Here is a 386-nt window from a genome sequence, read left to right as displayed (position 1 = left end):
TCAACATCAGTCGTGTTATCTGGATCATCAGAATCGTCTGTGATATCTGGACCACCTAATGGATCTGTCGCAGTAGCCACCGCAGTGTTGCTAAAGGTACCCGCAGTAATATCTGCTGGCGTGATCACATAACTAGCTGTATAAGTGCTACTATCACTCGCGCCTACTACTAAATCAATCGTAGTGGCTGGTGTCACTGTAGCCAAGGCATCGGTTACACTAATACCTGTTAAATCTATATTACCTGTATTACTCACCGTAAATACATAGTTGATCGTATCTCCGGCATCAATGATACCGTTACCGTTTGTATCTACATAGGTATCTGTCTTGGTGATATCTAATAGTCCTTGTCTAAGGTCCGTTACTGTTGGATCATCTGGACT

The 386-nt window shown here is 43.0% G+C and carries 1 pseudogene; it reads right to left on the bottom strand.

Annotated elements, in window-relative coordinates:
• A pseudogene (locus Q0975_RS28380) lies at positions 1-386 on the bottom strand (hypothetical protein); the annotation flags it as partial.

Origin of the sequence: uncultured Aquimarina sp. (assembly GCF_947500065.1) — a bacterium.
Classification (GTDB): domain Bacteria; phylum Bacteroidota; class Bacteroidia; order Flavobacteriales; family Flavobacteriaceae; genus Aquimarina.
The sequence above is the reverse complement of the archived record's forward strand: the minus strand, read 5'-3'. Positions and strand labels throughout refer to the sequence as shown.